Source organism: Kitasatospora sp. NPDC038210 (assembly GCF_055600605.1).
The window spans coordinates 1-23,735 of sequence record NZ_JBVJYK010000009.1; the positions used below are offsets into that span (position 1 = coordinate 1).

Annotated in this window: 19 protein-coding genes and 4 pseudogenes; 10 read left to right on the forward strand and 13 right to left on the reverse strand. The window is 69.8% G+C overall.

The window, feature by feature from the left end:
- Window positions 1-85 precede the first annotated feature (85 nt).
- The 5 genes from ACZ7KX_RS19465 to ACZ7KX_RS19485 form a co-directional block, all read right to left on the reverse strand.
- Window positions 86-1,555 (reverse strand): SCO6880 family protein, encoded by a 1,470-nt coding sequence (locus ACZ7KX_RS19465; protein WP_470327484.1) that lies wholly within the window; start codon window positions 1,553-1,555, stop codon window positions 86-88.
- Between the two features lie 144 nt (window positions 1,556-1,699).
- Window positions 1,700-3,148 (reverse strand): SCO6881 family protein, encoded by a 1,449-nt coding sequence (locus ACZ7KX_RS19470; RefSeq protein ID WP_470327485.1) that lies wholly within the window; start codon window positions 3,146-3,148, stop codon window positions 1,700-1,702.
- A 15-nt stretch (window positions 3,149-3,163) separates the two neighbouring features.
- A complete protein-coding gene (locus ACZ7KX_RS19475) occupies window positions 3,164-3,859 on the reverse strand; it encodes a hypothetical protein (RefSeq protein ID WP_470327486.1) in 696 nt (231 codons plus the stop codon).
- Window positions 3,859-4,167 carry a DUF6112 family protein gene (locus tag ACZ7KX_RS19480; protein WP_470327487.1) on the reverse strand — a complete coding sequence of 103 codons (309 nt, stop codon included), beginning with the start codon at window positions 4,165-4,167 and terminating at the stop codon, window positions 3,859-3,861. Before ACZ7KX_RS19480 ends, ACZ7KX_RS19475 begins: the two co-directional genes overlap by 1 nt.
- Before the next feature lie 80 nt (window positions 4,168-4,247).
- A complete protein-coding gene (locus ACZ7KX_RS19485; RefSeq protein WP_470327488.1) occupies window positions 4,248-5,417 on the reverse strand; it encodes a C40 family peptidase in 1,170 nt (389 codons plus the stop codon).
- A 575-nt stretch (window positions 5,418-5,992) separates the two neighbouring features.
- Here ACZ7KX_RS19485 and ACZ7KX_RS19490 point away from each other — a divergent pair.
- Window positions 5,993-6,626 (forward strand): annotated as a pseudogene (locus ACZ7KX_RS19490) (DNA-methyltransferase).
- 206 nt (window positions 6,627-6,832) lie between these two features.
- Window positions 6,833-7,506, forward strand: a pseudogene (locus ACZ7KX_RS19495) (transposase family protein); the annotation flags it as partial.
- Window positions 7,507-7,588: 82 nt separating this feature from the next.
- On the opposite strand, the gene ACZ7KX_RS19500 reads toward ACZ7KX_RS19495, so the two are convergent.
- Window positions 7,589-7,966, reverse strand: a complete 378-nt coding sequence (locus ACZ7KX_RS19500) for a hypothetical protein (RefSeq protein ID WP_470327489.1) — start codon at window positions 7,964-7,966, stop codon at window positions 7,589-7,591.
- 430 nt (window positions 7,967-8,396) lie between these two features.
- Here ACZ7KX_RS19500 and ACZ7KX_RS19505 point away from each other — a divergent pair, with 430 nt between their 5' ends.
- Both ACZ7KX_RS19505 and ACZ7KX_RS19510 read left to right on the forward strand, forming a co-directional pair.
- Window positions 8,397-8,933: a hypothetical protein gene (locus ACZ7KX_RS19505; protein ID WP_470327490.1), complete on the forward strand. Its 537-nt coding sequence runs from the start codon at window positions 8,397-8,399 to the stop codon at window positions 8,931-8,933.
- The gene (locus ACZ7KX_RS19510; protein WP_470327491.1) at window positions 8,933-9,337 is read left to right on the forward strand and encodes a hypothetical protein; all 405 of its coding nucleotides are present in this window, start codon (window positions 8,933-8,935) and stop codon (window positions 9,335-9,337) included. Before ACZ7KX_RS19505 ends, ACZ7KX_RS19510 begins: the two co-directional genes overlap by 1 nt.
- 215 nt (window positions 9,338-9,552) lie before the next feature.
- Here the strand turns inward: ACZ7KX_RS19510 and ACZ7KX_RS19515 are convergent, their stop codons facing one another.
- From ACZ7KX_RS19515 to ACZ7KX_RS19530, 4 genes are all read right to left on the reverse strand, one after another.
- Entirely contained in the window at window positions 9,553-9,957 is a 405-nt protein-coding gene (locus ACZ7KX_RS19515) for an actin-binding ADF family protein (RefSeq protein ID WP_470327492.1), read from the reverse strand.
- A gap of 373 nt (window positions 9,958-10,330) precedes the next feature.
- On the reverse strand, window positions 10,331-11,029 hold the full coding sequence (locus tag ACZ7KX_RS19520) for a hypothetical protein (RefSeq protein WP_470327493.1): 699 nt from the start codon (window positions 11,027-11,029) through the stop codon (window positions 10,331-10,333).
- A 1,251-nt stretch (window positions 11,030-12,280) separates the two neighbouring features.
- Window positions 12,281-12,517 carry an acyl carrier protein gene (gene acpP, locus ACZ7KX_RS19525; protein ID WP_470327494.1) on the reverse strand — a complete coding sequence of 79 codons (237 nt, stop codon included), beginning with the start codon at window positions 12,515-12,517 and terminating at the stop codon, window positions 12,281-12,283.
- A gap of 201 nt (window positions 12,518-12,718) precedes the next feature.
- Complete coding sequence (locus ACZ7KX_RS19530; RefSeq protein ID WP_470327495.1) at window positions 12,719-13,384, reverse strand: recombinase family protein; 666 nt, start codon at window positions 13,382-13,384, stop codon at window positions 12,719-12,721.
- Window positions 13,385-13,630: 246 nt separating this feature from the next.
- On the opposite strand from ACZ7KX_RS19530, the gene ACZ7KX_RS19535 reads away from it, so the two are divergent.
- Both ACZ7KX_RS19535 and lysM read left to right on the forward strand, forming a co-directional pair.
- Entirely contained in the window at window positions 13,631-14,185 is a 555-nt protein-coding gene (locus ACZ7KX_RS19535; protein WP_470327496.1) for a peptidylprolyl isomerase, read from the forward strand.
- Between the two features lie 597 nt (window positions 14,186-14,782).
- Complete coding sequence (gene lysM / locus ACZ7KX_RS19540) at window positions 14,783-15,241, forward strand: peptidoglycan-binding protein LysM (RefSeq protein ID WP_470327497.1); 459 nt, start codon at window positions 14,783-14,785, stop codon at window positions 15,239-15,241.
- 79 nt (window positions 15,242-15,320) lie between these two features.
- Here lysM and ACZ7KX_RS19545 read toward each other — a convergent pair whose 3' ends face one another.
- Together ACZ7KX_RS19545 and ACZ7KX_RS19550 are read right to left on the reverse strand one after the other, a co-directional pair.
- A complete protein-coding gene (locus tag ACZ7KX_RS19545; RefSeq protein ID WP_470327498.1) occupies window positions 15,321-16,844 on the reverse strand; it encodes a tyrosine-type recombinase/integrase in 1,524 nt (507 codons plus the stop codon).
- Window positions 16,757-18,466 (reverse strand): annotated as a pseudogene (locus ACZ7KX_RS19550) (DUF4158 domain-containing protein). The gene ACZ7KX_RS19545 and the pseudogene ACZ7KX_RS19550 overlap by 88 nt, the downstream one beginning before the upstream one ends.
- Window positions 18,467-18,713: 247 nt before the next feature.
- Between ACZ7KX_RS19550 and ACZ7KX_RS19555 the strand changes: the two are divergent.
- From ACZ7KX_RS19555 to ACZ7KX_RS19565, 3 genes and pseudogenes are all read left to right on the forward strand, one after another.
- Window positions 18,714-18,941 (forward strand): hypothetical protein, encoded by a 228-nt coding sequence (locus tag ACZ7KX_RS19555; RefSeq protein ID WP_470327499.1) that lies wholly within the window; start codon window positions 18,714-18,716, stop codon window positions 18,939-18,941.
- Between the two features lie 275 nt (window positions 18,942-19,216).
- A pseudogene (locus ACZ7KX_RS19560) lies at window positions 19,217-19,534 on the forward strand (recombinase family protein); the annotation flags it as partial.
- A 254-nt stretch (window positions 19,535-19,788) separates the two neighbouring features.
- Window positions 19,789-20,007, forward strand: a complete 219-nt coding sequence (locus ACZ7KX_RS19565; protein WP_470327500.1) for a hypothetical protein — start codon at window positions 19,789-19,791, stop codon at window positions 20,005-20,007.
- Between the two features lie 1,031 nt (window positions 20,008-21,038).
- Here ACZ7KX_RS19565 and ACZ7KX_RS19570 read toward each other — a convergent pair.
- Window positions 21,039-22,394, reverse strand: coding sequence for a hypothetical protein (locus ACZ7KX_RS19570; RefSeq protein WP_470327501.1), 1,356 nt, complete (start codon window positions 22,392-22,394; stop codon window positions 21,039-21,041).
- A gap of 715 nt (window positions 22,395-23,109) precedes the next feature.
- On the opposite strand from ACZ7KX_RS19570, the gene ACZ7KX_RS19575 reads away from it, so the two are divergent.
- Window positions 23,110-23,316, forward strand: coding sequence for a cold-shock protein (locus ACZ7KX_RS19575; protein WP_470327502.1), 207 nt, complete (start codon window positions 23,110-23,112; stop codon window positions 23,314-23,316).
- Window positions 23,317-23,735 lie beyond the last annotated feature (419 nt).

Below are 23,735 nucleotides of genomic sequence, written 5' to 3' on the forward strand. Positions count from 1 at the left end.
CGTCAACGTCCTCTGGGCCCTGATCCGTGACAGACGGTGCTACCACGTCACACCGCCAGCGACCGAGACGGCTTGACAAACAACATTAGGAAGCGAGGGCGAACGGCATCGCCGAGGCGGTGAACGCCTCGGCCTGCTGCCAGGTCAGCGGGCGCAGGTCGAGCTGCGCGCCCACGGCGGCGGTCTCCACCACGGCGCAGGCGGAGCGCAGTTCGTCCTCGGTGTCGGCGGAGACGGTCAGCAGCCCGGTGAGGGCGACATCGGCGTGGCCGGCGATCAGCTGCCGCTCGCGGTCCTGGATGTCCTGGTACTCCACGGAGTCGGCTTCGCTGGAGACCTGGCCCTTGCGGGCGCGCTCGGCCGAGTCGGCGATCACGCTGGCCTTCTTGCGGCGCACGTCGCGCAGTGCCGAGTCCAGGTCCTGGGGTTCGTAGGACAGGGAGACGGTGCGGCGCACGCCGGAGGCGAACAGCACCTGGTGGAGGAAGCCGGGGTTGACCTGCGTCCTCGGCCAGTTCTCGACCCAGTAGGTGGTGTGATGGGCGGAGTCGGTCGAGATGTGGTCGGCCTTCTCCACCACCACGACCGGGCCGGCGGCGGCCGGGTCGGCAGACGGGCGTCCGTCCTCGGACCAGCGGTCCAGCGCGGCACGTGACTTGGGGTCGTAGGCGGTCCGGGCCACGGCGGCGATCTCGCCAGCGGACAGCCAGCCGGACGGGGTGAGGCCAGCGGTGCGGGCGGACTGCTCGAACGCGGAGGTGAGCTGGGCCAGGACCGCGAAACCACCGGTCAGGCCGCCTCCGGCCTGGGAGATCAGCCGCCGCGCGCCCTTGAAGTCCAGGGCGATGGCGACGTACGCCTCGTGCGGGGCGGCGGCCGGACCGGCGCCGCGGATCAGCTCCCCGTACAGCTCACCGGCGAGCGGCGCGTCGGGGCGGCCGTGCTCCTCCCAGTACCGGCGAAGCGCGTCGCCGGTGTCCGGGACGGTGCGCTCGATGACCTGGATGCGGGCGACCTGACCAGTTCGGGCGAGCGCGGCCAGGGAACGCCCCCACCCGTTGACGTTGGCGTTCTGGGTGCCGGGGTCGAGGAGGGCGTAGGCGCGGGAGGAGACCTTGACGATCGCGGTGAGGGTGCCGGCGTGCGGGTCGTGGACGGCGCCGTAGCGGCCATCGGGCGCGGTGACCACGCGCAGGCTGGCCGCGCTGCCGGGCAGGTGGAGCAGGCCCTCGCGCATCGGGCGGGAGGAGGGCCGGGTGAGCCAGACCAGCTGGCCGCGCAGGCGCCGCAGGCCGTAGCGGGCGGCGACGGGCGCCCAGTCGGCGAGGGTGCGGCCCCGGTAGCGGATGAACACCAGGGCGGCGACACCGGCCCACAGGGGTATGAGCTCCAGGGCGCCGGTGACGCCCCGGGTGACGAGCACGGCGAGCAGCAGCAGGCCCGTGGCCGAGGTGGTGATGAGCTGCGGGGCGCTCAGGCCGAGCAGCACGCCTCGGCGGCTTCGGTGGGGGAACTTGACGGACGCAGGGGTGGCGTCGGGCGTCGAGGAGGACATCGGGATTCCAGAGGGGGAGAGCGTGCGGGCGGTGGGCGGGGGCGCGGCACTCTTCTGGACGTCATCGCGGATGCTCCTTCCCTGGTGGCCGGGGCCCGGGGCGGGCGGCGGGCTGCCGCCCGCCCCAGGACATGGGGGTGCCGGTCAGGAACCGGGCTGGGTGGGACCGGGGTAGACGAACCGGGCCGGTGCCGGAGCCGGTGCTCCGCCCGCGGCCGGTCCTGCGCTCGCCGGTGCGGGCGGTGCCGGTACACCGGGGCCCGCCGGGGCCGGGCCTGGCGCCGAGGGCGCGGGCGCGGCCGGGGCGGTCGAGACGCCGGGCACGGACGGCGCGGAGGGCTGGGCCGCGACGCCGTCCTGACCGTCGCCGGACGCCGACTGCTGCCCGCCGCCGCTGCCGGGGGAGGCCCGGGTGATCAGGGCCGGGATGCCGGGCCGGGTGACCAGGGCGCGTCCGCGGTCGCCTCCCGCGCTCGGGTTCTCGCCGAAGCGGAATTTCGTCGGCTGCTGCGCGGGGCCGGCGTCGATTCCCTCCTTGCTGATCCGGCCGGTCGGGTCGACGCCGGGGGCGGCACCGCCACCTCCCGTACCCGGGACCTGGGCCGGGCCCTGCGGCGCCGGGACGCCGGTGCTCATCTGCATGGCCAGGGAACCGGCGGTCTTCGCCGCCCCGGCCGCGACCGCCATGCCGGCCATGCCGGTGCGGTGCGTGTCGTCGTGGCCGCTGCCGTCCGTCGCCCAGTGGACGAACTTGTAGACGGCGTACGGGCACAGCAGCACCATGACCATGATCACGACACCGGCCATGGCGTCGGACAGGGCGGCCATGCCGTCCTTGGCGTCCGTCTTGCCGAGGGCGGAGACGCCGACGAGGAACACCACGGTCATCAGCAGCTTGGAGACGATCAGGGTGGCGGTGGCCTCGATCCAGCCGCGCCGCCACCGCTGGGCGACCTCCCAGCCGCCACCGGCACCGGCGAAGGCGGCGAGCACCACCAGGATCAGCACGCCGACCTTGCGGGCGACCATCACGCACCAGTAGAGGAACGCCCCGATCGCGCTGCCGACCGCGACCAGGGCGGGGATCGCCCAGCCGAGGGCGAACATGGGGCCGAACTGGCTGACCTTGATCATGCGCCTGACCGCGTCCGCGACGCTGGTGTGCGCGGCTTGGAACAGCCCGGCCGACAAGGCGTCGACCACGGTGACCGCGACCGCCGTGAAGCTGATCGCGCCGAAGGCGAACAGCACGCCGGTCATCGTGCCCCAGGCGGCCTTGGCCAGCGCCCGTTCGTCCCGCCGCCAGGCGGCCAGGACCAGCTGGGCGCAGAAGGTGCCCACGGTCAGGATCAGCCCGATCGGCAGGATCAACTGGTAGTTGTCCCTGAACCACGGCGCCGACAGGTCGATGGCCGTGGTCTCGTCGACCGCCTTCGCGCACAGGTCGACGGCGCTGGCCGCAAGCTCCCCCATGCTCTTGGCGATCCACGCGCCGATTCCGTCCGTGATGCTCTTGCCCGGGTCGCTGACGAAGTTGATGCCGTCGACGATGTCGCAGACCTGGGAGACCATCGGGAGGTTGCAGATATCCACGAGGAACTCCCCAGGTCAGGGCGCCACGGCCGGCAGCACACCGGCCAGGGCACACGGGCGGTCAGGACGGCACTGCACGGCGAGGGTGGCCGAGCGGTCCTCGGCCCCGCCCTGCGGGGCGCCGTTCCAGGAGATCGACTGCTTTCCGGAGACGGTCACGGCGTAGACGTACGCCTGCGTGATCGCCCCCGGATCGGCCTGCAGCGCCTTGGTGAACCGGTCCGGGAAGTGCGCCTCGTCCGCGGTCGCGGTGGCGAACTGCCCGGAGTCGGCCATCCGCCCCCACAGCACCGGCGAGGGCACCAGACGGTCGACCGAGTCGGCGTCGAGGTACTGCCCCTCGCCGGTCAGCCACCGGTGGAAGGAGGCCACCAGCTCCGGCTGCGAGGAGGAGCGGGTGTCGTACGACCACAGCACCACCGCCGCCGCCTTCGCGAACGCGATCGGATCGTGCGTCGAGGGCGGACCCGGCAGCGCCTTCGCATGCCCGCCCGGCGACGGCGAAGCCAGCGGTGCGGAGGGCGCGGTCGAACCCGCAGCCGCAGCAGTCGGGTTGGCGGCCTCGCGCCCGTCCCGGGTGACGTAGGCCAGCACGCCGGCGCCGGCGACGAGCACCACCAGGACGAGCGAGCCCAGCAGCGTCCGGCGGCGCACCAGCGCGCCGCCGGAGCCACCTGGGCGAGGACCCGAAGCGAAGGAACGTTTCTGCATCACTTGACCTGGCTTCCGAGCGCCGAGAAGAACGACACGACGCCGTTCGCGGCGCCCAGCAGCAGGGCAGCACCCGCGCTGACGAGCACGCCCTTCTTGCCGTTGGCCTCGGCCTGGTGGCCGCCGGAGTGGTGGCCCCAGGCCCACACACCGGCGCTGACGGCCAGGGCGCCGACGACCGCGATGATCCCGAACAAGTTCAGGGAGCTCATCACCTGCTTGAGGACCGAAAGTCCAGGCAGGCCGCCCTCGTTGGGGGTGATACCGGGGTCGTAGGCGAGCTGTACGACTGCGTCCGCGAGATACAAGGGAAGCTCCAGAGCGGTTCAGGGCGCGCGAAGGCAGCCCAAAGAAGAAGGGGAGAGAAGAGAAAGGGAGGGGAAGCCGGTCAGGCGATTCGGCGGGCGGCGAGGATCTCCGGCCGCCACGAGGCGAGGGTCGAGATCTTGACCACGTCACCGGTCTTCGGCGCGTGCACGATCAGCCCCGAACCGATGAACATGCCCACGTGCTCCGGCACGGCGGCGCTGCCCCGGGTGAACAGCAGGTCGCCCGGCTTGAGCGCGTCCGCCGAGACGGCGGTGCCCTGCTTGACCTGGTCGTACGTGGTCCGCTCCAGCGAGACGCCGGCCGAGCGGTAGGCCATCTGCATCAGCGAGGAGCAGTCACACCTGCCCATCGGGTCCGCGCCGTGCGAGGACGCGCACGTGCCGCCCCACTGGTAGGCGGTGCCCAACTGGCCAAGTGCCCAGCGGATCGCGGTCTGCACCGGCTGCGGCGCATCGGCCGGGATCGTGTACCCGCTGGGCAGCGAGCCCGCGGGGATGGTGCCGAAGTCGCTGCCGTCGCCGCCCGCCGTAGGCGTTCCGCAGCCACTCCCCGCTGTCGGACTGGCGCTCGCGCCGGCCGTTGGCGTCGGTGCCGGCGTCGACGAGGCGCCGGGAGCGGGGCCGAGCAGCGGGGCGAGGGCCTTCTGGAGCGCCTCCGCCAGGGGCTGCCACTTCGCGTAGGCGTCGGGGAAGCCGGAGCGCTGCACCGCCTGGGCGGCCTGGGTGACGGTCATCGACTCCCAGCCGCTGACCTTCTGTAGCGCCTCGTAGAACTTCGTCGAGGCGTACACCGGCTGCATGATCTGCTCCGGCGTGCCCCAGCCCTGCGACGGCCGCTGCTGGAACAGCCCCAGCGAGTCCCGGTCGCCGCCGTTGACGTTGCGAAGTTCGCTCTCCTGCAGCGCCGTTGCCAGAGCGACGACCTGCCCGCGCACGGGGATGTGCATCGCGACACCGGTGGCCTGGATCGTCCGGGCGTTGGGGATCTGCTCGGACGGCTTGCTCAGCCCGGCCACGGCCGGAGCCGACAGCGGACTGGAGCCCTTGAGGATCGCCTCGACCTGCGCCGCCACCGCCGAGGAATCCACACCCTGTGGACTTCCCCCGGGAGGGCAGGAACTGGACGTGGAGGCCGAGGCGCTGCCCGCACCGACAATCGCGACCGGTAGGGCCAGTACCAGCGGACCGCAGGCGACGACGGAGACGAGCGCGCCGACCGTCTTCTTCACGACGGCCCCCGGTCACCAGGCAGCGGCCGACCGGGTGGCGTAAGAGGATGAGGGCACGGGTGTGCCAGGGCATGCTGCATCGCAGCGGCTCCTCGGGGATTCGTAGGAGAACGCGGTGCCGGCCTCTCGTGCGAAGAAGTCGCCGGCACCGCGCCGGTGATGAAACCGCCCTTGCTCAGAGCGGGCCCGGGTCCAGGGAGTTGGTAGCTCCAGGACGCCGGTCTCGGGTCACGCGCGGCAGCCAGCCGCGCTCGTAATCTCAGCCGGAACACGACGGCGCTCCTCAGAAGACAGGGGAAGGGGACGCCGCCCGCACGTGATCGCGCCTGCACAGGCAGCACGAACCAACACGCCCCGGGCCAGGGCCGTTTGGCCAGCTGCCCGGTCGGCATGGCGAGACAGTAGACGCGAAAGTCGGCCGCACCAAACGACCCCCGGCCGAGCCCGGCACCCCGTCGCCACTCATTAGGTACGGCCGCCGATCGCGGCTACCTTCCCGGGCATCCCCGCCCCCGGCGGCTGCCGCCGGGCGCCGCCCGGAGCGGGCCCGAGCACCATGCCCCGAAGGAAGACCCATGAGCTACCAGCTGCACCGCGGCGACGCCCTCACCGTGCTGAAGGCCCTCCCGGACGAGTCCGTCAACGCCGTCATCACCGACCCCCCGTACAACAGCGGCGGGCGGACCAGCTCCGAGCGCACCAGCCGCGACGCCCGCGCCAAGTACGTGACCAGCGGCAGCATCCACGACCTCAAGACCTTCCCCGGCGAGAACCGCGACCAGCGCTCGTACCGCTCGTGGCTTACCGGACTGCTCACCGAGGCGTACCGGGCGAGCACTGAGTACTCGGTCGCGATGGTCTTCTCCGACTGGCGGCAGGAGCCCACCACGAGCGACGCGCTGCAGATGGCGGGCTGGACCTGGCAGGGCACCATCGCCTGGATCAAGCCCGTCAGCCGCCCCCGCAAGGGCGGCTTCAAGCAGAGCGCGGAGTTCATCATCTGGGGTGTCAAGGGCACCCTCGACAACAGCCGGGACCTCTACCTGCCCGGCCACTTCACCGCCTCCCAGCCCCGAAAGGACCGCCCTGCGCGAAGGCCGACGCTTCGTCGGCGCCGAGCTCAGTCCGCACTACGCAGACGTCGCCGAACAGCGGTTGAACGCCGAGCTGGCCCAGGACAACTTCGTCCTCGCGGGACCGGAGGCGTGAGCATGAGAACCGTCACCAGGGCGAGCGGCCGAGGACGCGAGAAGGGCGGCCGGAGCACTCAGATTTCAGCCGCCCTTCCGGCGTCCCTCAGGACTCGTCGACCGCCCGCCGGATCAACGGCACGGCTCTCTCCACGTCTGCGGACGAGACTATCCGCACCTCCAGCTCCACCGTGTCCGGGTCCAGTCGCAGGTACACCAGGATCGCGCGGTGTGAGACGGAGGGCCGGAAGAAGGGGGCGGCTGTGGGTCTGCCGTTGGCGGACCGGGTCCTGCTCGTGGCCGTGTACTACCGGCAAAATCTGACGATGCGGCAGTTGGCGCCGTTGTTCGGGATCTCCTCGGCGACGGTGTGCCGGATCGTCCGGCGTCTGGGCCCGTTGCTTGCGCTGGAGGCCGCCGACCGCCCGCGGCCGGGCGTGGAGCGGTTGTGGATCGTGGACGGCACCCTGGTCCCGGTCCGCGACCATACCGTGGGCGCGTCCAGCGGCAACTACCGGTTCTCGACGAACGTGCGGGTCGTCATCGACGCGGAAACCCGGCTCGTGGTCGCCACCGCTCGTCCGGCGCCGGGCAACAAGGCCGACGCCCACGTCTGGCGGGCCTCCGGCCTGCCCGCGCAATGCGCCGACACCACCGTGCTGGCCGACGGTGCCTACCTGAACACCGGCCTGGTCGTACCCCACCGCCGACGAGTCGGCCGTCCGCTCCTGCGGGCCCAGGAGGAGGACAACGCCGAGCACCGAAGGGTGTATGCCCGCGTCGAGCACACCTTCGCTCGCATGAAGAACTACAAGATCCTCCGTGACTGCCGACAGAAAGGCGACGGCCTGCACCACGTAGTGCAGGCCGTCGCCCACATGCACAACCTCGCCCGAACCGCATGTACCCACAGGTCAGAACACACACCGACCTGCCCACACCCGACCTTCTGCAACAAGCCCTTGGAGTCGTCTTCAAAGATCAGATCCAGAGCAGGAACGAGGCGATGGTGACGGCGGCCTGGTAGGACTCGCGGGTCTTGTCGTAGTGGGTCGCCAGGCCGCGCCGCTGCTTCAACCGGTTGAAGCAGCGGTCTGGTCGCACCTCGAAACCATCCTGCTCGGCCGCCAGCGCGCGGACTCCGCCTTCGGAGCCCTCGGCAACGAGCACGTTCTGGCCCGCCGCGACCTGGTGCGCGACGCGGCCAAGGGCCCTGCCCGCCGCACCCTCCACCACCAGGGAGGCAACACCAACGAACTGCGGATGATCCGGGCCGCCTGCTACATCTTCATCGCGGCGACGTCGGCCATGCGCGACAGCGAGATCCGGGAGATCCGCCGCGGAGCCCTCACCCAGCACTACGGGGCCCCGGCCATCGCCTCCACCCTGGTCAAGGCCGAACCCGGCCGGCCTCGCAAGCACTGGTGGATCATCGAGCCCGTCGCCCAGGCCATCGCCCTGGCCGAGCGTTCTCCTGGCACGAGACCCACATCTTCGCCAACCTCACCGAGAGCACCGCCCGCAGCGACAACCTGGACAGCGGCAAGGGCTTCAACCCCGCCGTCGACATCGACTACTTCATCGCCACCGTCAACGACAACGCCACCGTCCTCGGTCTGGAACCCATCCCCGCCGGCTCCGTCCGCCCGCACATGTTCCGCAGGACCATGGCCCTGATCACCCGGCTGGAGCCGGACGGGGAGATCGCCAACGGCCTGCAGCTCAAGCACGCCTCCCGCCGGGCCCTGGCCAACGCCGTGACCGCCGGCTACGGCCAGGCCGACAAGCAGTGGGCCAAGGAGTTCAGCACCGAACTGGAGACCGCGGCCGCCGAACGCCTCACCGCCATGCTCCGCTCCCGCCGCTCAGGCAAAAGGTCGCGATCGGGCCCGGCGCCCACCGCCTCCACACCGGCCTCGACGAGGTCAACACCCGCCTCGACCAGGCCCGAACCACCCTGCGGGCCACCGCCGCCGACGGCCGCCTGGAAGTCAGCCTGCTGCGGGACGAGATCGCCGACCTGCGCCTGGGCACCATCAACCACTGCCTGTGGAACAAGGCCACCGCCGAGTGCCAGAACGCCCTGCCCGAAGACCGGCGCGGCAACCAGCCCCTTCTTGGCGCCTGCCAGTCCGCCCGCTGCCGCAACTCCGTCCTCACGATCAAGCACGCCCCGATCTGGCGCCTCGAAGAACAAGACCTGCAAGAGCGTCTCGCCGGCAAGCTTCCCGCCCCGCGTCGGCGACTCATCGAGAACCGCCTCGCCGACGTCCGCGTGGTCACCGCCCACTTCGAGCAGCTCAACCCGACCCTGGAGAGCGCCTGATGCCCGTCTCGCCCGCCACCGAGGCCAGGCTCCGCGCCGCCATGACCCGCCTGCTGGAAGGCCGGCCGGAGCGCACCGACGGCGCCCTCACCAAGGAGAACCTCGCCCGGGAAGCCGGCGTCAGCCACGCCACCGTCCACCGTGCCGACACCGTCCTCGCCGACTGGGGCACCCACGTCGAGCGGCCCGTCCTGCGGACCCCCGGCGAAGTGCGGCGCGACGAGGAGATCGCCGAACGCCGCCGCCAGCTCTGCAAGTCCAAGCAGCACGCCTCTCTGCTACAGAACAAGCTCGACGCCCTGGCCACCGTGACCGCCAACCTCTACCACCAGAACCAGGCCCACAAGCAGGACCGCACCCGACGCACCCACCGGACACTCGCCACGATGCCGACACCCGACTGACCGCCGACCCGGTCCCCCGGAAGCGAACCAGGGCGGGCACCAGTACGGGGGAGGGCGGGGCATGGTGGCGGCCGACGTAGGGGGCATGAACTGATCCAACAGAGCCTGCCCCCTACGTCGGCCGGCGTGATCCGGCGACTGTGGGTGCCGCAACCACCACCCCAGTCCGCTTGCTCCGCGCGGCTGGCGGGGTTCTCACGGTCCGAGCGGCAGGCTCACTTCACCTTGGCCAAGATCATCTCGTGGGAGATCCCGTCGGAATCGGTCCCCCGCACCTCAACCGCGATGCTCTCGAACAGACCCTTCAGCGCGTCCTTGGAGGCGGTGGCGTGCATCTTCTGCTTCGACTTGGCGCCGTCGGGCGACCACGAGTAGAAGACGAACTTACTGCGCTTGTACCCGTTTGACTCCCACCCGAAGTCGTACACAGCCCAACGGCACTCGGTCTGGGGCAGATCCGCGAGGAAGTCCTCGTAGTCCTTGGAGGTGGAGGACTTCTCGACGACGATCTCCGTCTCGTCCTTGTTGAAGGCGAAGATGATGTACGTGGCCTTCTTTGTCTTCAGTAGCTCCAGGTACTGCTTCTGACAGTCGCTACTGACCGTGACGTCGGATCCCATCGTGTTCCTCTCTGATCGGCGGCATGGCCTGGGGATTGCTGAACGAAGGCGACCCTAGGGATCACGGGTTCCGGGCAACGGCGGACTCGCCCCATCGTTCACTCATACGGATGGCACCCACCGGACACTCGCCGCCGTCCCGGCACCCGGCTGATCAGAACGGCCTCCGCCTCCGGACAACCCGTCCGGAGGCGGAGGCCGTTCACGCCCCGAGCGCGCGACCGCAGGACCGACGCGCCCGGGCCCGACCCACGCAAACGCTCCCGAGCCACGACAATGACGGTCCCGGCAGGACCAGGCCGGGGAAACGCTGCCGGAGCGAAAGCCCGGCCAGCCCGGGCCGGCTCGAAATGCTCCGCCCCTGAAGAGCCTGTCAGAAACTCAGCGTCGTGATCTTGAAATCACCGCTTTCGACAGCGCCGGCCGAGTGCCCATCGAAGAGGAAGTCGCCGCGCATTTCGAATTGGCAGTAGAGGTCATACTTTCCCGTGCCGTCCTTCTTGGTCCAGAACTTGATTTCGCCCTGGAGGGAACTGCTCTTGACGGTCTCCTTGATGCCGGTGAGGAGACTGCCCTTGACGGGGATCTTCTCCACTTCCCCCGGCTTGCGCTGAAAGAAGAAGATGAGATCGGCATCCAGCTTCTCTCCCGAGACCGTCCCGACCAGTTTGTTGTCGTAGGTCGTAGCGTCGACGGAGACGGTTTTTACAGGTGCCCCGTCCTGGGAACCGGCAGGGGCAGCTGGCGCCAGCGTCGTGAGCTTGACGTCGCCCGTGCCGAAGCCGTTGTGCTTGCGTCCGTGGCTGAAGAATTCGCCGCTCAGGTCGACGTTTCCGTAAAGGTCGTACTCTCCCGTGTCGTTCTTCTTGGCCCAGAACTTGACTTCGCCTCGGAGGAAATCGGTGTTGACGGTCTCCTTGATGCCGGTGAGGAGACTGCCCTTGACGGGGATCTTCTCGACTTCCCCCGGCTTGCGCTCGAAGGAGAAGAGGAGATCGGCATCCAGCTTCTCTCCCCAGACCGTCCCGACCAGTTTGTGGTCGTAGATCGCAGTGTCGACAGAAACAGGCATGGAAGAAACCTCCTGATGGCCAGTACAGTGAAATCGCGGATGCCGTGAGCTGTCACAACTCTCCATAAACCCGGCCACCGATTCCGTTTCTCCTGTCAAGATCGGAGAGGTGGAAATTCGCCGGCCGGCATCTGACCGAAGGCCCTCAGGAGCACCGGCGCAAGCCGACGGCCTCGGGGCTGGGGACGTCCATGAAGAACGTGACGTTGTCGAACCCGTTGCCGGCGTCATCCGGCTCCGTGAGGACCACGCTGCGGTCACCTGACTGCGGGTGCTCGCACAGTGTGGCCGTCCGCCCCTTCCGGAGGGCCACCGAGCCGATGAAGCCGTTGTCGTCCAGCGCGCTGATGTCGTAGCCGTCGCGCGTCAGCGTCTGGGTCCTGTCCCCACGGCCGCGCTACCGAGAACGATCACGTGGCCGTCAGCCATGATCCACTCAACTTCCTTCATTCGGGACAAGACAAAGCGACCCTATGGACCAGGGCTCCCGGTAGCGGCGGACTCGCCTGATCGTTCACTCGTGTGGGTGAGGACCACCGACAGGCTCACGAATCCGCGACGGATCTGAGACACCCCGCGCCATCGCCCTCGCACGACGGACGCTCCCTCGCCGTTGAAACCCCTGAGACAGGCACGCCTGTGAGACAGCTGAACTGTTCATAAGACGGGAGATGTCGTCCAAGTGGAGCGACAGCACCTCGCCCGGCCGCAGTCCGCCGTCCAGCATCAGCAGAAACACCGTCAGGCCTCCCCGAGCACGCACTCGGATGGCCCAATGACACCACCGCTGCCACCGCCACGGCACCGGCGCGAGCATCACTCGAAAGTGTCCAGATAAGGAGATGTACGGCCGGTTCGAGCTGGACATGAACAGCCGTCTCGACCTGGATCTGGCCATCCGGGCGGTGGTGCCCGGTCCCCGCACATCCCCGGTGAAGGAAGCCGCAGCCCGGCGTGACACCCGGGGCTGCGGGCATCCGTCACGGCGGCCGCGGACGGCACCGCCGCGTTCCCGTACCCCTGCCCGGAGGCCGTGCGCACCCGGCAAGACGGCCCTCGGGGAGGATCGGAACGGCCAGTAGCGGAGCGGTCAGCCAGTGGAGCAGGATCGGCAAGCCGGTCGGGATCGGACCAGGGTCCCGGCCGCGGACGGGTGACCCCCGGCCGAGCCTCAAGGGGGACCCGGCGGCGCGAAGGCTCTGGCCCCCCCTTCTTGGGGGCCAGAGCCTTCGGTCGGGCCCGCGCTTCGGCTCAGGCGTCGATGGAGTCGAAGTACTTGACGATCTTCTCGACCCTGGTCAGCTTCTCCGCATCACTGTCGGGAATTTCGGTCCCGAACTCCTCCCCCAGGGCCATGATCAGCTCGGTGACGTCGATGTCGTCGGCACCGAGGTCGTTGACGATGGACGCCTCGGGGGTGACGTCCTCCTCCTTGACGTTGAGCTGCTTGACGATGATCTTCTTCACGCGCGCTGCGACGTCGGGCATGCTTCTCCCTGCTGGTTGCTGACGGTGCGGTGTACAGGAACTGGACTGGGCGTCATCGGCGGTACAAGACCCCTGGTGATCAACGACACGACTCGCACACAGACACCACCGAACGCGTCGCATCTGCTGACGGTCCCAAAGCCGCCCGGGCCGGCTGGCCGATATGCCCCTCGGGACTTGAACGGTCAGTAGCGGGAGGGGTCAGCCGGTGGTGAGCTGCCCGGGGATGCGGCCTGAGGTGCGGAGTTCCTGTAGGTCGGGGATGTGGTTGTAGAGGGTGCCGGGGCTGATGCCGAGGATCTTGGCGATCGAGGTGATCGAGTTCTCGGGGTTGGGGAGCATGTCGCGGGCGGCCCGGATGATCTCGGGGGTGGCGACGGTGGGGCGGCCGCCGACCCGGCCGCGGGCGCGGGCGGCGTTCAGACCTTCACGGGTGCCGGAGACGATGAGCTCGCGGATGAACTCGGCGAGGGCGGCGAAGACGTGGAAGACGAGCCGTCCGCCGGGGGTGGTGGTGTCGAGCCGCTCGTGGATCGAGCTGAAGCCGATCTCGCGGCGGCGGAGCTCGCCGACCATGTTGACCAGGTCCTTGAGGGAGCGGCCGTAGCGGTCGAGTGCGGGGACGACCAGGGTGTCGCCCGGGGCGAGGAAGGCGTGGCATGCCCTGAGCTCGGGGCGGAGGTCGTCCTTGCCGGGCTTCTTGTCGGCGAAGATCCGGCGGCAGCCGGCGGCGGTGAGGGCGTCGAGCTGGCGGTCGAGGTTCTGGCCGCCGGTGGAGACCCGGGCGTAGCCGATGAGGATCTCGGTGCGGTGGGCGGGCTCGGCGACCAGGAGGTCGAAGACGTCGGGCTCGGAGGGTGTGATCACGCCCGGGATTCTGTCAGAAAACGGTGTTCCGGGGTTCTTGAACAGCCCTGGTTTTTGAAGGAGTTTTTGAAGGTTCTGAGGGGTCGTCGGCGGGTCCGGCCGGTGCTCTTCAGGAAACGATGGCGACCTCAAAGGGTCGGTCGGTACCACGGAGGTGTGATCCCGTGTTCCTGGCGGCGTGGCTTCACTCCGGCAACGGGACGGGTGCGTGGACGATGAGCGCAACCCGATTGAAAGGCAGGACTCGTGGAGCTCACCTACGCCGTCATCAAGACCAACCACGGCGACATCACGGCGCGGCTGTTCCCGGAAAAGGCTCCGAAGACCGTCGCCAACTTCATCGCGCTCGCCGAGGGCAAGCGCGAGTGGACGGACCCGTCGACGCTCAAGAAGACCAGCAGGCCGCTCTACGACGGCACGAAGTTCCACCATGTCACGCGCGGCAGCTCTATTGAGGGTGGCGACCCGCTGGGCGTCGGTGAGGGCAACGTGGGCTACTTCCTCGACCACGAGCCCGGGGCGAACAGCTGGTTCCTCGGCGGGTACGCGCTCGCCACGGCCCGCTCCAAGGGCGTGGATCCCGAGAGGATCGACGGCTCGCAGTTCTTCATCGCTGTCGGGCGCCACCAGCGGCCGCCGGAAGCCGAGTTCAACGTCTTCGGTCGGGTCGAGGACGAGACCAGCCAGAAGGTCGTGGACGCCATCGCCGATGTCCGCACCGACGATAAGCGCCGCCCCGTTGAGCCGGTCGTGATCAGCACGATCACCATCGAGCGCCGTCCTGTACCTGACCCGGAGTAGCACCGGCCGCCTCCGTGACACCCGCCTGTCAGCAGGGCCCTTCCGACGGGCGGGGCCGGGCTCACCCGTCGAATCGGATCGGGGCCCGTGGCCAGTGGAAGCTGTGGCTGCTTCCGCTGGTAGCCGCTCCTACGGCTCGCTCTCGTCCTGGTTGGCCGACGGCTCCCGCAGGGGCCGTCGGCCGGCCTCCTGCGGGCGAGCGCGTAGCGGCCCAGGAAGTTGATGTGGTCGAACTGCAGCGGCGACAGGCGGGCCAGCAGGTCGTCGGTGACGGGGAAGCTGTCGGCGGCCAGCTGCTTGGCCGCGCGGTCCAGTTAGAGGCTGTTCCACAGCACCACCGAGTTGAGGGCCAGCCCCAGGGCGTCGAGCTGGTCTTATCCGAACCAGCCCGGTGTGAGGTGCTTTCAGGACCGACTGCGGGCGGGTCACCGAAGGTAGTCCTGAGGGATCTTGAAATCGTCGGTTCATCCGGGTGTGTCGTGCGCTACCACCAGGACGTAGGTGTGGCCAAGGGACGGCGGCCAATCTTCGCCCCTCCGAGTGGCATGTACGCAAAGCCGCATCCCGGCAGTGCTGGGTCGGCTACGGTCGCCTGAGTTGATCATCTATCAGGGAGTGTCACAGATGGTTGTGTTCAGCTTCGTCAAGGAAGCGGGAGAGAAGGTCGCCGACCTCTCCGGGAGTGACTCCGGGGAGGCTCTGAAGAAGCAGATCGAGTACGCGGGGCTGGGGAACCCGAACGTCACGGTCTCCTTCGAGGGCGACAAGGTCACCGTCAGCGGCGAGGTGGCTTCCCAGGAGGAGCTGGAGAAGATCGTGCTCGTCCTCGGGAACGTCTCCGGCGTGGCGTCTGTGGACAGCAACATTAAGGTGACCGGCGCCGACACGTCGGCGGCCCGGTTCGTCACAGTCAAGAAGGGGGACACCCTGTCCACGATCGCCGTGACGGCGTACGGGAACGCGGGCCAGTACAACAAGATCTTCGAGGCCAACAAGCCCATGCTGAGGCACCCGGACAAGATCTACCCTGGGCAGGTCCTGCGCGTCACCGACTAACCACAGTCGCCGCTTCCGACCGCTACCGCAGGTACATAGTGCTGGAGGCCGCCGCCCTCCAGCGCCTGGTGCGGTGGGCTCACTCTTCGTGCGCCGGAGCGAATCGGCCGGCGCTGCTGCGGAAGTCGGGCATGCCGAGGTGGACGGTGGTGTGCCGGGTGGCGAGGTCGCGCATGGCGGCGAGCTTGTGCTCGGCGGCAGCGAGGCTGGCCTCGATCGCGGCGACTTCACCGAGCCAGCCCTGCTCCTTGGCCTCGCGGAGACGGTCGAGCAGGTTGGCGTGGAGATCCTGCAGCCGGGGCATCTGCGCGGGGTCGGGCCGCAGGACGGGGCAGCGGATACAGGCGTGCTCGTGGACGCAGGGGGTGCCGAAGTCGCGTGCGCACACGCCCAGGGCGACCTTGCGCAGCTCGAAGTGGTCCAGGAATTCGCGCCACTCCTGGGCGGTGGGTTCGCGGTACTCCTCGCTGGGCTGCAGCGAGCGGCGGCGGGCGATGAAGGCCCGGTGGTGGGTGATGACGTCCTCCGGGTAGATCGCGGTGTGCCCGAGCGTGGTGTCGACGGTCCGGTGGCCGCAGATGCGAGCGGCGATGTGCGGCGGCAGGCCGGAGCGCAGGGCGTCGGTGGCGAAGATCCTGCGGAAGTCGTGCGGGGTGTAGTGCAGCGGCTGGTCGCCGGGGCCGGTCAGTCCGCTGGCGGCGAGCGCGTCGTTGAGGCAGGTGTAGACGCAGTTGCGGGGGATGGCGCGGTCTTCGGGGCCGACGGGCCGTTGGAAGAGGAACGGCATCGGTGCGCTCCACAGCCGCTCCAGGGTGTCGTAGGCGCTGACCGCCGGCATGGCCGGCTGGCCGCGGTGCACGCGCTGGATGATCGCGGTGAGGACTTCGCCGAGCTCCGGGGAGACGAGCAGCAGCCGCTCCTGGTCGAGTTTGGACGGTGCGACCTGGAGCATGGGCACGATCTCGCCGGTGGTCGGCAGCCGGTTGGCGACGAAGCTGTGGTGGGTCAGCTCCAGGGTCTCCTCGATGCGCATGCCGGTGTGCCGCAGGACCTCGACGATCGCCCAGGCCCAGAAGGCGCGTTCCTCCTCGACGGTCAGGTCGCAGCGCCGGCCGGTGGCGGGATCGTGGGCCAGGACGCGGGCCGAGGCGCCGCGGCAGAGGACCAGCAGCTGGCCCTCCGGTGTGGTGAACGAAGCGCCGGCCGGAGCCTGCCGAGCGCGGGCGAGTCGGGCAGCGGCGGCCTTCAGCTGCCACTCAGCGGCGGTAACCAGTGCCGGGAGGGCGGGCAGCAGGGTGCGGCTGAGGGCTTCGACGCCGTCGTGGACGATCGGCTCCATGCCGACGTTGGTGGCCTCCGCGGTGAGCACCCCGGCCACCGACAGCTCCAGGTCGTCCATCCGGGACTCGGCCTCGGAGGCGTGGGTGAAGTCGGTGAGGTAGGGCACCCAGGAGTTGACCTCCATCATCATCTCGGGCAGGTCGACCGCGGGCAGGCGGGCCTCGATCTGCCGGTTCAGCTCCTCCAGCGAGGCGGGGACCTCCAGCCGGTCCAGGCCGGTGAGGATGATGCGGTCGCGGCCGTCGTGCTGCTCGATCCGCACCGCTGGGTTGGCCGCCAGGCCCTGGACCAGCTCGCGGTGCGAGCGCTCCAGCCGGCCAGCACCGCGTTCGGATCGGTGTCCAGGTCGAGTTCCTCGCAGACCCGGGGGCGGGCCGCCGTCCAGGCGTCGGTGCTCAGCAGTCGGGCGTTGGGGTCGCCCCACTTGCGCAGGCCCGGCACGTAGATCTCGTGGCGGTGCAGCCCGGAGCGCAGGGCCTCGGTGGTGGCGACGACGTAGGCGCGCTTCTCCGCGATGCCCACTGGGGCCGGCTTGGGCGGGAAGACCCTGCGCAGCCAGGCGGCGGACAGGAACTTGATCGGGGTCTCCCAGCCCTCGATGGGCTTGCGCCGGCCCTTGAGGGCCTTCACGAAGGCGACCGCCTTCATCACGTCCTCGCCGTCCGGGCTGGCGCGGAAGTCCAGCTGCTTCAGCAGCTCGGGCAGGAACCGGGCGATGGTGTTGCACCGGGCCTCCAGCATCTGCTCGAACCCGTCGTCGGGCTCCTGGGCCAGGTCCTTGACGGTGTCGGCGGCGGCGTGGACCGGGGCGACGTCCATCGCGTCGAGCATCGCCCGGATGTCGCCCTCCGGATCGGCCGCGCTCTCGCACACCGCCAGCCACGCCTTGCGCAGCAGCAGCGCGGCGGCGTCCAGGTCCTTCAGCGAGCGCAGCCGCTTCCTGGTCATCTCGCTGGCCGAGCTGTGGATCACATCGCCCATCACCAGGTCGAACACCTCGATCGCCTCGTCGGCGGCGACCTGGGGCATCACCGCGGCGAACGCCACCAGGGTGGCCAGGCGCCGGTCGCTGCCCAGTTCGGCCACCGCCTGGGCCCGGGGCGCCCTGGCGAACCGCGCCAGCGCCTGGATGCGGCCGGGCGGTATCGCCGTCAGGTCCCAGGTCGGGCCGTCGAACTGCTTGAGCGCGTCGTAGCGCTCCAGCGCCTTGAGGACCCCGCGCGGGGAGATGTCGCGCGGCGACCTGCGCAGCCGGTCCAGCTCGGAGACCCGCCGGCCGCCGGGCACCGTGACCAGCTGGTGCAGCCGCGTCGCCTGCTCGGCGGTCGGGGCCGCTGCCAGGGTCGCCCACAGCCGCTTCTCGGCGCGCTCGCGGGTGCCCGACACCAGCCGCTCCAGCATGGTCGCCCCGGGCAGCAGCACCTGCTGGTCGAGCAGGCGCTTGGTCGCCAGGTCGAACAGCAGCGTCGGGCGCTCCGAGCCGATCCACGCGCGCTGGTACATCCAGCGGGCCAGCGAGAACCACTGGTCGAAGCCGAACTTCACGTACCCGTAGGTGGTGCGGATCTCCTCCTGGTGCTCCCAGCGGGCCTTGCGCGAGCCTTACCCGGCGAAGGCGGTCGCCGACAGGCCCAGCTGCTCGGCGACGTACTCCACCACGACGTCGGGCACCTCTTGCGGGTCGTCCAAGAAGGTGCCCAGGAAGCGCACCGTCCCGAGCTGGACCACGTAGCCCAGGCGGTTGCGTGAGTCGTTGGCGGCCGTCGCCCGGCGCCGGGCGGTCTGGTCGAGGAGGAAGGAGCCGGTGAGCTGGCCCTCGTCGGGGATGTCGGTGAAGCGGCCGTAGCGCCGGCGCTGGTCCTCCGTCAGGAAGTCCGTGGGCACCGCTGCACTCCTTGATCATCGCCGTCTGCCGCGCGCGATGATCCCGGCCGCACCGGGTGTCCGTACGAAGATCGGGCGAGCCGGCCCGGAGCGGAGCGCTGCTCTGATAGGGCGTCATCACCTGGCATCAAGGGGCACAAGGTCCACTCGAAGCGACCTTAAATGTGCATGACAACGACGCTGGTTGGATAGACTTCGGCCGCCAGTACTCGACTGCTCAAAACCCCCGGGGGAAACCATGTCCGCCATGTCCGATACAGCCACGTTCGTCGTCGCAAACATCGACGAGATGCTCAAGAACGACGCCACGAAGCAGGAAACCCTCGATGCGCTCGACAAGATGGCGAGCGTCCTGCCCCAGGTTATGCAGGAGTCGACCCGCGCGTTCAACGCGGAGTACGGTCCGCGCATCGTCGATCTGCTGCAGCAGGGGGCAACTCCGGAGCAGGTCGTATCCAAGCTCGGTCTCAGCTGACACGTCGCCGGGCCCACCCCCGCCCGGTTGCCTGTCGTCAAACGACCGTCCTACGACAGGGAGGCGACGCCGCAAGTAAACCCGTGCAATCCGGCGGTTCGCGGCGGCACGAATCCAATCAGATCCGATGGTCATTTGCTGACAGAGTTTGACGACAGATAGGGCCCGATCCTCCGTACGGAAGGGGCTCCCGGCGGCGAACCTGGTCTACAAAGCGGGTCTCGACCGACCATCAGTCCACCGCCCGGCAGAGCCTCGTCCCGGACGAGGTCGGCATTGAGGACCCGGTTGTCTTCGAGGAGCCCGCGGGCACTTCCAGCCGACTCCACCCGCTGGAGCGTCCGAAGTTCCGCGAACTGCTCACCTACGCGCGGCCGGACGACACCGTGCACATCTCGGAGATGTCCCGTCTCGTACACGGCACCGGGCACATCCTCGACGTGCTTGACGTCCTCCACCGGGCGCAGGTGGCCCTGCGCATATACGACGGCGCTTCCTCCGCGATGGACCTGACCGCGCGCCACCCCCGCTCCGGCGCACTGCTGTCCACAGTGAAGTTCATGTTGCAGGCCCTCGCCACCGTCGGCGAACTCCAGCGCGGGCTGACCTACGACGGGCTCCGCGTCGCCGAGGCCAAGGGCAGCAAGGGCGGGCGCCGCCCCGCCGTGGCGGCCGGGAAGACCGATGACGTGCGCACCGCGTACCGGGAAGGCCGCTCCATCGCTGCCCTCGCCCGCGACCACGGCGCCAGCCGCGGCGCCTTCCGTACCGCCGTCGCCGACCTCCTGCCCCAGCACACCGCCACCGGCGAGGACGGCTCGGCCCCAAGCTGCCGGCCACCCTCGACATGCCGGGCAAGGTCGCCCACTTCCTCCGCACCACCGCACTGGAGCCCGCCGAGCGCGCCGCGCTCGATCAGGGGGCGACCGTACGGTGCGGCCAGGGCCACAGCCTGCGCGTCACCGCCGTCCCCGCCGTGCACCGGCAACACCTCAACCGCTGCCAACCGCTCGACGGCAGCCAGGGCACCCTGGCGGTCCCAGCCCAGCGCAAGGCCCGCCGGTAGTACGAGAACCGGGTTGCCACGCTCACACCGGCCGGGCCCTGATCAATCTCAGTGGTTATTCAGCGCTACACACCACCTGGCTGGAGCTATACGAGAACACGGCCGTCGACGCTGGCATCGGACACGGCAAACCTCCTGCACGAGGAGTGGGGACGAAATTCGAGGGGAAGGGTAGACCTCGCGACCGGGCCCCTGGAACGAGGCCCCACAAGGGTTCCTCGCGGAATCCCGAAGACTGGCCGGAACGTTCTCCCCGGCGTCCGCCTCCCTGGGAACAGGGCCGAGTACGTGCGGCCGATGCCGGACCTCCGCCGGTTCACGTGTCACCCGGAAGAGGTGTCGAGGGTCTCCACCCACAGGTCACGCACCGGTACGCCGACGGGGCCGAGGTGGTGCGGGCCGGGGCAGCACACCTGCTGTCCTGCCGGCAGGCAGACGGGAGCTTCCCCGCCCCGCGCGACCAGGCCGCGCCGCGGCCCCTGCCGTTCGACGCGCCCGTCTTCCTCGACAACTGGGCCCTGCCGGCACTCGCCGGCTGCGACGGCGACCGGAACCAGAAGGAGACGAGTCGGATACCGCTGCCGCACGGGACGGCACAGGCGCCGACGCCGTCGGCCGTCCACCGAGCGACCGGCAGGTCGACCGGCCCGACTCACTCGACCTGTCGGCGCGCGTCCGGAGGCTTCGTCCCCAGGATCCGGTGGCCCGGGCGGCCTTTCCCGGACGGGCCGCCGGGTCGGCCGGCCACCTGCCACGAGGACGTCCGCGCCGGATGGGTCCGGAGCTGCCTTGCCTGTGCCGACAGGTGCTGCGGGCCGCCCCGTCCGGTTCCTCGTTCCTGTGCCGAGTTCCTCGCGGAGATCGTGGGGACGACGGCCGTGGCCGGAAGGGGAGATCCGATACGCCGACAGATCCGTCTCCTGGGTGAGTCCACCACTTGCCGCTCGCACCGGCCGCAGCGTGGCCCTGTGCCAGCGGTGTTGCGCGGGGCCGGAAAGGGGGGCTGGTCGGCCCTGTTGATGTTCGGGTTGTTACAGGCCGGGGGCGTTGCCGGTGGCGACACCGAGGGGACCGTACAGGCCGGTGAGCAGGATGGCGCGTCCGGCCTCGGGAGTGGGGGAGGAAGAGGAAGGGGTCCAGGGGGCGAGGGTCCAAATCTGGCCGGGGCCGCCCTTGCCCTTGCCGACGAGGCGGCCGTCGTCGTCGGTCCAGTAGGTCCGCTCCGACAAGACGGTGCTGCTGTCGGCGCCGTGGATGTAGGTGCCGTCGTAGACCCATCGGGCGGTGCTGCCCTTGGTGCGGGCTGTTGCGCAGCTGTCCATCTCGGTCGGTGCGCCGCAGGGGTCGGTCGTCGGCTTGACGCCTTCGTTGGCGGCGGCGTCCAGGTAGGCGCGCATCGCGGTCTCGAAGGTTTTCTGCTGGTCTGCTGACGCACCGCGGAAGCGGGTGGCGGACCCGTCGAAGGCGAGGCCGGCGCAGCGCATGTGCCACTGTTCCATCTCCGCCGCCGGCGCCCGGAGCTTCCATTCCTCCTCCAGCGCCTTCGCCCTGCGTTCGGCCACTGCGGGTTCGAGGTCCAAGGCGCGGTCCAGGACCCGTGCGTACCGGGGCTCCTGCTCCAGTTCCGCCCGCAGAGCCTGCTCCTCCGGTGTCGGCTCGGGCACCTGCACAGGCTGCACTTCCTCGCCTGCCTCCCACTCCACCTCATACTCGCCCAGGTGCTGGGCGTACGCCTCCTCCTCACGTTCCTCCTGCACCTTGAGTTTGCGCTGGTACTCCTCCCGGGCCTGCTGCGCCAGCTCGATCTCCAGGTCCCGCTCCCGCAGTGCGATGTACCGGTCCAGCTCGTCGGCGCCGGGTGGCTCCTGGTCGGCCGTGAACGCCTCCCGCAGCGCCATCACCTCGGTGCGCTTCGACTCCACGTCCTCGTTGGTGGTCTTCCACTGCTTCAGCTCGGCGCTGTGGCGCTTGGCCTCCCAGGCCTTCCAGGTATCGGGGATCAGTGGGGCGAGCTTGGCCTTGACGTCGGCGGGAAGGCCGTTCAGCCGGTTCTCGAAGGCCGCGAGCGCGGCCTTCTTGCCAGTCCCGGCGGAGGAGTCGGTGTGCATCCACACGCAGTAGTCGCCGATGTTCTGGTACTCGCCGACGGCGTGGCTGACAATCCGCTGGCGGTTCGTGGCGTCGTCGGCGGTGCTGAACCACCAGGCGGTTGCCGGGCTTCCGTCGGCCGTGCCCAGCTCGACGGTCGGCTTCGAGGTCACCGACATCAGATGCGTGATGCCCAGCGTGCTGTCGCCGACGTCCGCGGTCCGGCCCAGCCGCACCCGGACGCACCGGCCGGTCTCGTCGTTGACGATCGTGAAGTTTCCAGCGGGGAACTTTGACATGCCCGCAGTCTCGTGTCCGAGCGGGGCCAGAACGGCTACTTGCCGTGATCTTCACTCGAAAGAGGAATACCGTCCGGTCGCCAGTCGGCGGGCCGGGCGGCGCCGGTCGCAGGGCGGGCCTTGCGGGCGGTGACGACGCAGCTGGCAGGGTACGGGCCTTGGTGCAAACGCCGGGCGGCGACGCTTTCGTCATCCTCCGGCACATCGTCTCCGCCTTCACCAGCTGAGATCGGCGGTGCCGGAAGCCCGACCGGGTTGGCCGCCCACTGGCCCGCCTTGACGGAGCAGGAGGCCAGGTCGCGCCGGACCGCTCTCGCCCGCGGGTCGGGAACACCCGGGCGGGCACGCCTTGACCAGTCGAAGGGCGGCCTGCTCCCGTTGCAGACCGCGAACGGCCCGGCAACCCCGGATGGCGCCAACGCTATGGGCGCGGTGCCTCCGGAACGTCCCGCCCATCGTCGGCGGGCTCTGACCGGCGGCGGACAGCCGGCGGACAGCCTCGTCCGCTGGCGTCGGAGAACCGGCACGTCAGTGCCCGGTTGAGACCCGCCGACGGGTATCTCCTGCGCCGTGCCAAGGAATTGTGAGCCAGGACGGAACCTGCGACCAACACAGGAGGGCTCGCGAGCGGCGTGACCTCCGGGTTCCTTGATCGTTCTCATGGCGTCCTATCGGACTCGGTAGGCGCAGACGAGAGCCACTGAAGGAGTTTCGCATGGCCCAGGGAACGGTGAAGGACTTCAATGCGGCAAAGGGCTTTGGTTTCATCGCTCTGGACGGCGGGGCGCCCGATGTGTTCTTCCACCGCTCGGCCATCGCCGAAGGCAGCCAGGACCCCAGCGCCGGTGCTCGCGTTGAGTTCGATCTCACCCAGGGTGCGAAGGGCCCCGAGGTAGCGGGGGTCAGGAGCATCGGCCAGTAGGTCCTGCCTCCCTGACAGGGCCCAGGCCTTCCAAGGACCGAGCGGACGGCCCCCGCTTCCCGTGCGTCGCCGGTCGGTCTTCCGTTTCGCGCTGACCGGCACCGGGAGCGGGTGACGGCGGGGACCTGCCGGAGACAATCACCCAGGTGCCGGCGGTGGCCACGGCTGTGCGCGACGGGACTCGGGCCACCAACTCCGGTCGACAGCCGCTGGCTTCCTGCTGCTGACCGGAGCTTCTCCGCTTGTGATCCGCGCCTGCGGTATTGAGTATGAAGTCCGTGATCGTGTGCCGGTGACGTGCGTATTCCGGGTGCTCACACTCACGCTAGAGGGAGCGGCTCCTGTGGCGGGCCTTCGGCCTGTACCACGGGGCGCCTCTTGGCCAAGAGGCCCGGTGCGCCGTGCCGGGCCCTGCGAAG

What these genes read in the sequence shown, in the direction of transcription:
- ACZ7KX_RS19465 (WP_470327484.1), bottom strand. Translation starts at nt 1,555, where the DNA reads ATGTCCTCCTCGACGCCCGACGCCACCCCTGCGTCCGTCAAGTTCCCC.
- ACZ7KX_RS19475 (WP_470327486.1), bottom strand. Translation starts at nt 3,859, where the DNA reads ATGCAGAAACGTTCCTTCGCTTCGGGTCCTCGCCCAGGTGGCTCCGGC.
- ACZ7KX_RS19510 (WP_470327491.1), top strand. Translation starts at nt 8,933, where the DNA reads ATGCCCGTCTCGCCCGCCACCGAGGCCAGGCTCCGCGCCGCCATGACC.
- ACZ7KX_RS19515 (WP_470327492.1), bottom strand. Translation starts at nt 9,957, where the DNA reads ATGGGATCCGACGTCACGGTCAGTAGCGACTGTCAGAAGCAGTACCTG.
- ACZ7KX_RS19520 (WP_470327493.1), bottom strand. Translation starts at nt 11,029, where the DNA reads ATGCCTGTTTCTGTCGACACTGCGATCTACGACCACAAACTGGTCGGG.
- acpP (WP_470327494.1), bottom strand. Translation starts at nt 12,517, where the DNA reads ATGCCCGACGTCGCAGCGCGCGTGAAGAAGATCATCGTCAAGCAGCTC.
- ACZ7KX_RS19555 (WP_470327499.1), top strand. Translation starts at nt 18,714, where the DNA reads ATGTCCGATACAGCCACGTTCGTCGTCGCAAACATCGACGAGATGCTC.
- ACZ7KX_RS19565 (WP_470327500.1), top strand. Translation starts at nt 19,789, where the DNA reads ATGCCGGGCAAGGTCGCCCACTTCCTCCGCACCACCGCACTGGAGCCC.
- ACZ7KX_RS19570 (WP_470327501.1), bottom strand. Translation starts at nt 22,394, where the DNA reads ATGTCAAAGTTCCCCGCTGGAAACTTCACGATCGTCAACGACGAGACC.
- ACZ7KX_RS19575 (WP_470327502.1), top strand. Translation starts at nt 23,110, where the DNA reads ATGGCCCAGGGAACGGTGAAGGACTTCAATGCGGCAAAGGGCTTTGGT.